At 64.3% G+C, this 8,784-nt stretch carries 6 protein-coding genes; 1 reads left to right on the forward strand and 5 read right to left on the reverse strand.

Features of this window, described 5'->3' with window-relative positions; all coding sequences use genetic code 11:
- Positions 1-310: 310 nt before the first annotated feature.
- The 5 genes from ACE3N9_RS16220 to ACE3N9_RS16240 form a co-directional block, all read right to left on the reverse strand.
- Entirely contained in the window at positions 311-1,735 is a 1,425-nt protein-coding gene (locus ACE3N9_RS16220; protein WP_374285473.1) for an ammonium transporter, read from the reverse strand.
- Positions 1,736-1,761: 26 nt separating this feature from the next.
- On the reverse strand, positions 1,762-2,100 hold the full coding sequence (locus ACE3N9_RS16225; protein WP_374285475.1) for a P-II family nitrogen regulator: 339 nt from the start codon (positions 2,098-2,100) through the stop codon (positions 1,762-1,764).
- Positions 2,101-3,140: 1,040 nt separating this feature from the next.
- Positions 3,141-3,848 (reverse strand): endonuclease/exonuclease/phosphatase family protein, encoded by a 708-nt coding sequence (locus ACE3N9_RS16230; RefSeq protein WP_374285477.1) that lies wholly within the window; start codon positions 3,846-3,848, stop codon positions 3,141-3,143.
- Between the two features lie 6 nt (positions 3,849-3,854).
- Complete coding sequence (locus ACE3N9_RS16235) at positions 3,855-5,381, reverse strand: peptide chain release factor 3 (RefSeq protein ID WP_374285479.1); 1,527 nt, start codon at positions 5,379-5,381, stop codon at positions 3,855-3,857.
- A 40-nt stretch (positions 5,382-5,421) separates the two neighbouring features.
- Positions 5,422-6,024, reverse strand: coding sequence for a TetR/AcrR family transcriptional regulator (locus tag ACE3N9_RS16240; protein WP_374285481.1), 603 nt, complete (start codon positions 6,022-6,024; stop codon positions 5,422-5,424).
- 206 nt (positions 6,025-6,230) lie between these two features.
- On the opposite strand from ACE3N9_RS16240, the gene ACE3N9_RS16245 reads away from it, so the two are divergent.
- Positions 6,231-8,558: a TonB-dependent receptor gene (locus tag ACE3N9_RS16245; RefSeq protein WP_374285483.1), complete on the forward strand. Its 2,328-nt coding sequence runs from the start codon at positions 6,231-6,233 to the stop codon at positions 8,556-8,558.
- Positions 8,559-8,784 lie beyond the last annotated feature (226 nt).

Genomic DNA, 8,784 nt, shown 5'->3' on the forward strand with positions numbered 1-8,784 from the left:
GGTGGTTGGGCCGGGGGAGCGGGCCGGCCAGGCCAAGCTGATCGCGGAGGCGATCAGCGCACCAAACAAGGACTCTGCCGGACAGAAACTCCTCCTCCCCCCACCTCCCGCACCACACCAAAAAAAGGGGCCGGAGCGGCTGGCTCCGGCCCATTAAGGTGATGTTCGCAGGAGGAACATGGGTTGGCGAGACCGGAGAGGGAGGAGAGGAGGAGATCCCCGATCCCGCCAAACTTGGTAAGGGAACGCTTACTTTCGGGTCGCATCGCGAAAAGCGAAAACCGGTTCCCACTTTTCGCGCGATGCTCCCTTAGTAGTTGTAGGCGCGCTCCCCGTGTTCGTTGAGGTCGAGACCTTCGCGTTCGGCTTCCTCGGTGGGACGCAGGCCGAAGATCTTGTCGACGATGAAGAACAGCACGGCCGAACCCAGACCCGAGTAGACCAGGGTCAGCAGCACCGCCTTGATCTGGGTGATGACCTGGGCGCCCATGTCATAGGTGCCAACGCCGGCCGGGAACTGGGTGTAGTCGAAGAAGCCCTGCCCGCCGAGCGCCGGATCGGCGACGATCCCGGTGGCGATGGCGCCGACGATGCCGCCCACGCAGTGCACGCCGAACACATCAAGCGTATCGTCGTACTTCAGCTTGTTCTTCACCGTGCTGACGAAGACATAGCAGATCGGCGAAACGATCAGGCCCAGCGCGATCGAGGTCATCGGCGCAGCGAAGCCCGAGGCCGGGGTGATCGCCACCAGGCCGGCAACCGCACCCGTGGCCGCACCCAGCATCGAAGGCTTGCCGTGGTGGACCTGCTCGACCAGCGACCAGCTGAGCGCGGCGGCAGCCGTGGCGACGAAGGTGTTGATGAAGGCCACCGCGGTCACGCCGTTGGCTTCCAGGTTGGAGCCGGCGTTGAAGCCGAACCAGCCCACCCACAGCAGCGAAGCGCCGATCATGGTCATGGTCAGCGAGTGCGGCGGAGTGGCTTCCTTGCCATAGCCCACGCGCTTGCCGATCATCAGGCAGCCAACCAGGCCCGCGATCCCGGCGTTGATGTGCACCACGGTGCCGCCGGCGAAGTCGAGCGCGCCCATGCCCCACAGGTAACCGGCATCGGTCGGCGCGTCGGGCAGGAAGTCAGGCCCGGCCCAGTACCACACCATGTGCGCCATCGGGAAATAGACGACCGTCAGCCACAGCACCATGAACAGCATCAGCGGCCAGAACTTCACGCGTTCGGCAAATGCGCCGACGATCAGCGCCGGGGTGATGCAGGCAAAGGTCATCTGGAACACGACGAAGACGAATTCGGGCAGGTACAGGTTGTTGCTGAAAGTCGCGGCATAGGTGCCAGCGGTCACGCCCTGCAGGAACGCCTTGTCGAACCCGCCGACAAAGGCCGGGGCAAACGAATTGGTGCTGGTGAAGGCCATCGAATAGCCCCAGCCCACCCACACCAGGGCGGCGATCGACACGATCATGAACACCTGCATCAGCACGCTGAGCATGTTCTTGGTGCGGACCAGGCCGCCATAGAACAGCGCCAGCGCCGGCACGCTCATCATCAGGACGAGCACCGAAGAGACGAGCATCCAGGCGACGTCGCCCTTGTTGACCATGGTGGCCATCTGTTCGACCGAGGGCGCCTTGATCGGCCCGTCGGCGGCAAAGGCGGCGGTGCTGGACAGGAGCGAGGCCCCCATCACTCCGGCGCCGGTAAGCAGCTTGCGAAACATGTGCGTTTCCCTCCTGTTGGCTGCGCTCACAGCGCGGTGTCCCCGGTTTCGCCGGTGCGGATGCGGGTGGCCGAAACCAGGTCGAGCACGAAGACCTTGCCATCGCCGATCGCGTCGGTGCTGGCGGCTTGCTGGATGGTTTCGACGACTTGCGGTGCCAGATCGTCGCTGGTCGCGACCTCGATCTTCACCTTGGGCAGCATGTTGGTGGAATATTCCGCCCCGCGGTAAATCTCGGTCTGACCCTTTTGCCGTCCAAAGCCCTTGACCTCGGTCACGGTCATCCCCGCGACGCCGAGGGCGCCGAGGGCTTCACGCACCTCGTCCAGCTTGAACGGCTTGATGATCGCGATGATGAACTTCATGCCGATCCCCTGAATGCCTGCCGGGACCATCCCGGCTCAGGGGTATTCGCAAACGCCGTGCCAGAATCGGATTATCCCGTTATTTCAGCACTCAGGGCATTCCCGGACATTGTAAGTTAGTCAGCCTTTCGCCCGATTACCGGGCATCTGCCTAATTTTTGAGCAGATTCATGCTTGAGAAGGCAAGATAATGAACCACCGTAGAATGGTCGTGGTGGTTACGGTTTTGGTCGCGCTCAGTGACGCGATTGTCACGGAACTTACTGGCTCCCACTCCGACTACGCTGATGATTTAGGGCTTGGCGAACTAGAGGCTCGGCTTTTAGCCGGTCGGATAGTGTTTCGCGCGTTTCGCCGGCTCGGCCAGGATTCCATGCACAGTACAGCGCCATATGAAAGCTTATATTGAAACTTGTTTCTAGCACAGCGATGGCCGCATCTAAGTCTTCGCGCGTGTAAACGAACAGATGAGGTTCAAGCTCAGGGTGCATGGAGGTGGCGCCGTTATTTAAGATTGCCCTGGTATTCCATGGAGCAAAATGCTTCGCCTCTAGCCAAATAAGTGGGCCGTCCGAGCCCATTCCGGTTTGACCTCCGGTTTGCCCCCATATGCCATGCGCAAAATCATCTCTGGTGCGCCGCCCAGTTTTGATTGCAGTTAGGCACGCTCGAACCAGGTCAACCTCGGCTTCGTCCAAGACGGCAGTCGCGGCCCCTATGATTACGTCTTCTTGGCTGCGGAAGCCACGCAGGGCCGCGAACACTCCAAGGGCTGCGTCGGATTCAGCTTTCAATAGGCAACCGAGGGTGATCGCCAGATTATGTTCTGCATGCGCCCAAATCGCTATGACTTGCGCAACTTTCGAGGCCAGTTCTGGGTTGGCAAATCGCAACGTTTGGTACCCGATGCTCCAACTGCATCCACGGTAGGTTGGAAGAAATGGTTTTCGCGACATAACTGCCACCGCTCAATCTTAAGAGGACGAGGTTCTGAAGCGGATGCTGAATACACCTCACCAGCAGCAGACCCCCTAAGGAACTTAAGCCGCGCCGGGCAAGGCCAGCCGCGCAAAAATGGGCAGGTGATCGGATCCGCGCGCCGACAGGGCGCTGTGGTGGACCCCGGTTTCGGCCAGGTGCCATTCGGGCGAAACCACGATCCGGTCGAGCCGGGCGACCGGGCGGCGACTGGGGAAGGACGGGCCGCTATCGAGCACGCGCCAGGGCGCGCGGAATTCACCCAGCGACCCGCGCCGCACGCCCCATTCGTTGCAATCGCCCATCAGCACGGTCGGGCCGGGCACGGCGCAGCGCTCCAGGTGATCGAGGATCGTGCGCAATTGCTGGCGGCGGCGCAGGCCCGACAGGTCAAGGTGCATGCCCACCACCCGCAGCCGCTGCCCCCCCACCACCAGGTCGGCGCGGATCGCGCCGCGCGGCTCAAGCGTGGGCAGGGGGACGATCGCCGCTTCGGCCACGGCGATCCCGCGCCGCACCAGCAGCGCGTTGCCGTGCCAGCCCAGGCTATCGGGCCGATGGTTGAGCGCGACCGCGTCCCACGGCGAATAGTCCTGCAGCATCTGCCGGGGGATCACCGTTTCGCGCCGCCCCAGCCGCCGGTCGGCCTCCTGCAGGGCAATCACATCGGCATCGATTTCGCGCAGCACCGCCAGGATCCGTTCGGGATCGCGGCGGCGATCCAGCCCCACGCCCTTGTGGATGTTGTAGCTGGCGAACGTCAGCTCCACCGCGGCCTAGCGCTCCTTCGTGGCGCTGAAGGTCAGCTCGGGGTTGCGTTCCTGCTGATAGCTGACGTCCCAGGCGCTGCGGGCCATGAACACCGGATCGCCATCGCGGTCCTTGGCCAGGTTCGACTTGTTGAAATCGGCAAACTGGCGCAGCGCCGCTTCCGGCCCCTTGAGCCAGCGGGCGGTATCGAACGGCGCGGCTTCAAGCATCGCCTCGACCTTGTATTCCGCCTCCAGCCGCGAAATCAGCACTTCGAGCTGGAGCTGGCCGACCACGCCGACGATCCACTGCCCGCCAAGTTCGGGATAGAACACCTGGATCACGCCTTCTTCCGACAGGTCGTCCAGCGCCTTGCGCAGCTGCTTGGTCTTGGTCGGATCTTTCAGCGCGACGCGGCGCAGGATTTCGGGCGCGAAGTTGGGCAGGCCGGTGAAGCGCACCTTGTTCGTCTCGGACAGGGTATCGCCCACCCGCAGCGTGCCGTGGTTGGGAATGCCGATGATGTCGCCCGGTTCCGCCGTGTCGGCCAGTTCGCGGTCCTGCGCGAAGAACAGGATCGGCGAATGGATCGCCACCGGCTTGCCCAGCGCCGAGGGGGTCAGCTTCATGCCGCGCTTGAACGTGCCCGAGACCAGCCGCATGAAGGCAATCCGGTCGCGGTGCTGGGGGTCCATGTTGGCCTGGACCTTGAAGATGAACCCGGTCACTTCCTTGCCATCGGGCGAAATCTCGCCCGCTTCACTCGGCTGCGGGCGCGGCGGCGGGGCATAGCGGGCAATCGCGTCGATCAGCTCGGCCACACCGAAGTTCTTCAGCGCCGATCCGAAATAGACCGGGGTCATGTCGCCGTGGCGATAGGCCGCCTCGTCGAAATCGCCGTAACCGGCCTGGGCCAGTTCGATTTCCTCGGCGATCGCGGCGGGAATGTTGTCGGCCGTCGCGGCCTCGCGCTTGCCGAGGAATTCGCGGCTGTCGCCTTCCGGCCGGCTGATCTGGTTGGTGGCAAAGTCCAGCACGCCCTTGAATTCGCCGCCCATGCCGATCGGCCAGGACATCGGCACCACGTCCAGCGCCAGCGCGTCGGCCACTTCGTCGAGCGTTTCGAACACGCTGCGCCCTTCGCGGTCGACCTTGTTGACGAAGGTGATGATCGGGACCGAGCGCAGGCGGCAGACCTCGAACAGCTTGCGGGTCTGCGGCTCGATGCCTTTCGCGGCGTCGATCACCATGATCGCGGAGTCCACCGCGGTCAGCGTGCGATAGGTGTCTTCGGAAAAGTCCTCGTGCCCCGGCGTGTCGAGCAGGTTGAAAGTGATGCCGCCCCGCTCGAAAGTCATCACCGAGGACGTGACCGAGATCCCGCGCTGCTGTTCGATCTTCATCCAGTCCGAGCGCGCGCGCCGGGCCGCACCGCGCGCCTTGACCTCGCCCGCCAGGTGGATCGCGCCGCCCTGCAGCAGCAGCTTTTCGGTCAGCGTGGTCTTGCCCGCGTCAGGGTGCGAAATGATGGCGAAGGTGCGGCGATTGGACATGGTCGCCGCCCTTAGCCGGGGCGGCGCGGCGAGTCACCAGTTAACCCAGCCCGTCCCGCAGCAGGGCATTGGCCTGGGCCGCAACCTCGGCCAGGTCATCAGCGCCGTCCATCACGCCAAAGCGCAGCCCCAGGAACACGTTCATGCCCATGATCGCCCAGGCGTGGACTTCGCTGGGTTCGACCCCAAGCTCGCCCTGCGCGCGCGCGGCCTGCAAGCGTTCGAGAATACGCGCGGCGGTGTTGAGGTAATGCGCCCGCCAGTCTTCCGGCGCGACGAATTCGGCTTCGTCGATGATCCGGTAGATTTCCTTGTGGGCACGGGCAAAGTCGAGAAACGCGTGGAGCGCCACCCCTTCGGCCTCCACCCCGCTGCGACCTGCCAGCACCGGGGCGACATGATCGCGCACCCGCCCGCTCATGTCCGCGACCAGCGCCTTGAACAGCGCCTCCTTCGATTCGAAATAGGTGTAGAAGCTGCCCAGCGCCACGCCGGCGCGGATCGTGATCGAGACGATCGAGCTTTCGTGAAAACCCTTTTCACCGAATTCGGCCGCCGCCGCATCAAGGATCGCACGCTGGGTGCGCCGGCCGCGTTCGGTGCGGGGCACGCGCAGTTCCCTGGTCGGGACGGCATTCTCCATCGTTTCCCCCGCGTCGGCCGCTGCGGCCAAGCCCTTATGTGACTTTTGCGCCACGTTCCACCACCAATCCCCTGTTCGCCCGGCCCATGCAAGCATAGAGAAGTTGAAAGTTGGTTCAACTTTTATATAAGCGCATCCATTGCCCCGGCGAAATCGCCAATAGCGGCGCGGCGGGGCAGCCGGTTTTGAATGGGAGAGTTACCCTTATGCGTACCGCAGTGCTGCTTGCCCGCACCTCGCTTGTCGCCAGCGCCCTGGCCTCGTTCTATGCCCTGCCCGCCTATGCGCAGGACGCCGCAGCCGTGTCGGAAGACGACGGCGCGATCATCGTCACCGCCCGCCGCCGCGAGGAAAGCCTGGTCGACGTGCCGATCGCGATCACCGCGCTGTCGGGCGATCTGCTCGCCGCCAAGGGCGCGGCCGACATCACCTCGCTGGCCGAAACCGTCCCCAACGTGACGCTGGAAGCCAGCCGCGCGACCAACTCCACCCTGTCGGCCTTCATCCGCGGCGTCGGCCAGCAGGACCCGGTCTCGGGCTTCGAACAGGGCGTCGGCATCTACCTCGATGACGTCTACCTCAACCGTCCGCAGGCCGCCGTGCTCGACATCTATGACGTCCAGCGGATCGAAGTGCTGCGCGGGCCGCAGGGCACGCTGTATGGCCGCAACACCGTGGGCGGCGCGGTCAAGTACGTGACCAAGCGGATCGACGACGTGGCGCACCTCTCGGCGCGCGGCACTTTCGGCAGCTACAACCAGGCTGACGGCGTGATCAGCGCCAGCACCCCGGTGGGCGATGGCACGCTGCGCTTCGGCGGCTCGCTTGCCCGCCTGTCGCGCGGCGGCTTTGGCGACAACCTGACCACCGGCCTGGAAAACTACAACAAGGACATCTGGGCGGGCCGCGGCACGATCGAAGTCCACGCCGACGATTTCTTCGCCCGCATTTCGGCCGACTATACCCGTGACAAGTCGCTGCCGCGCGGCGGCCACCGCCTGATCCCGGCGCAGCAGTCGGGCACGCCGGTGCTGGCCGATGTCTATGACACCCAGGGCGCGGCCAACTTCCCCAAGCAGGACATCAAGGCCTGGGGCACCAGCCTGTTCATGGAAGGCAAGCTGAACGACTGGCTGACCGCCCGTTCGATCACCAGCTACCGCAAGGACGATTCGGCCACCCCGATCGATTTCGACGCGCTGCCGACGGTCGATCTTGACGTGCCGGGCTATTACAAGAACCGCCAGTTCAGCCAGGAAGTGCAGTTCCTGATCAGCGCGGGCAAGCTCAACGGCCTGATCGGCGCCTACTACCTCAACGCCTCGGCGCTGACCCAGTTCGAAAGCCGCCTCTACACCACCAGCCCGGGCTTTGCCGCCTTCACCAATGCCGACATCGGCACCGACACCCTGGCCGGCTTCGCCGACTTCACCTATGACCTGACCGACCAGCTTAGCCTTTCGGTGGGCGGGCGCTACACCTGGGATCAGCGCAACGGCTACATCCTGCGCCAGAACTACCTGAACGGCGGTTCGCCGGTGTTCGGCAGCGCCGGGATCAAGTTCCTGGGCGCGCAGACCGACTTCCGCGGCAAGAGCACTTTCAAGAAGTTCACCCCCAAGGCCAGCATCAGCTTCAAGCCGGCGCCGGGCCACCAAGTCTATGCCTCGTTCTCGCAGGGCTTCAAGGGCGGCGGGTTCGACCCGCGCGGCGTGGGCATCAACGCGCTCGACCTCAACAACGACGGCGTGAAGAGCCAGGACGAAATCGCCAAGTTCCTGAGCTTCCGTCCTGAAAAGGTCGACAGCTACGAAGTGGGCTACAAGGCCGACCTGTTCGACCGCCGCGTCTACCTGGCGCTGGCCGGGTTCTACATGGACTATACCGACGTCCAGATCCCCGGCTCGGTCGCGTGCAACGCCGGCGGCGTCGCCACCTTCTGCGGCGTGGTCTCGAACGCGGGCAAGGCGCGGATGCAGGGCCTCGAAGCCGAAACCCGCGCCAAGCTGATCCAGTCGGACATGGGCACGCTGACCCTGACCGGGTCGGTCGGCTACATCGATGCGAAGTACACCAAGTACATCACCAACATCGCCAGCGTGCCGACCGATGTGGCCGCATTTCGCAAGGTGCAGAACACCCCGGCCTGGTCGGGCGCGGTGGGCCTCGACTATGCGATGGACCTGATGGGCGGCACGCTGACCGCTTCGGGCGGGATGTCGTTCAAGGGCAAGACCTATCAGTTCGAAGTGCCCAACCCGTACCTCGACCAGAAGGCCTACCAGCTTTACGACGCCAGCCTGGTCTACCGGGCCGAAGGCGGCCGCTGGTCGCTGGGCGTGTTCGGCAAGAACCTGACCAACAAGAAGTACAAGACCTCGGGCTACACCTTCATGGCCGCCAACGCGACCACGGGGGCGCTGACCACGCTGGCCAACGGCACCCTGGTGCCGGCGCTGGGCAAGGAAGGCGTGCTGACCGCGTTCTACGGCAACCCGCGCCAGGTCTATGTCACCGCTTCGCTGAACTTCTGATCCACCCCTCTCCTTCCAGGATCGGAAGTCGACAGGGCCTCCCGCAAGGGGGGCCCTGTTTTTTGTGGTGGGGGGAGATTAGTCCCTGTCCGGCTCACGCCGGTGCGGACAGGCCATCCGGTCAGAGTCCTTGTTTGGTGCGCTGATCGCCTCCGCGATCAGCTTGGCCTGGCCGGCCCACTCCCCCGGCCCAACCACCCACAGGGTACCTTGAACGGGTGGTTGG

The organism is Novosphingobium sp. (assembly GCF_041905565.1).
Lineage (GTDB): Bacteria > Pseudomonadota > Alphaproteobacteria > Sphingomonadales > Sphingomonadaceae > Novosphingobium.

Coding starts and splice junctions, on each gene's coding strand:
- ACE3N9_RS16220 (WP_374285473.1), bottom strand. CDS start 1,735: ATGTTTCGCAAGCTGCTTACCGGCGCCGGAGTGATGGGGGCCTCGCTC.
- ACE3N9_RS16225 (WP_374285475.1), bottom strand. CDS start 2,100: ATGAAGTTCATCATCGCGATCATCAAGCCGTTCAAGCTGGACGAGGTG.
- ACE3N9_RS16235 (WP_374285479.1), bottom strand. CDS start 5,381: ATGTCCAATCGCCGCACCTTCGCCATCATTTCGCACCCTGACGCGGGC.
- ACE3N9_RS16240 (WP_374285481.1), bottom strand. CDS start 6,024: ATGGAGAATGCCGTCCCGACCAGGGAACTGCGCGTGCCCCGCACCGAA.
- ACE3N9_RS16245 (WP_374285483.1), top strand. CDS start 6,231: ATGCGTACCGCAGTGCTGCTTGCCCGCACCTCGCTTGTCGCCAGCGCC.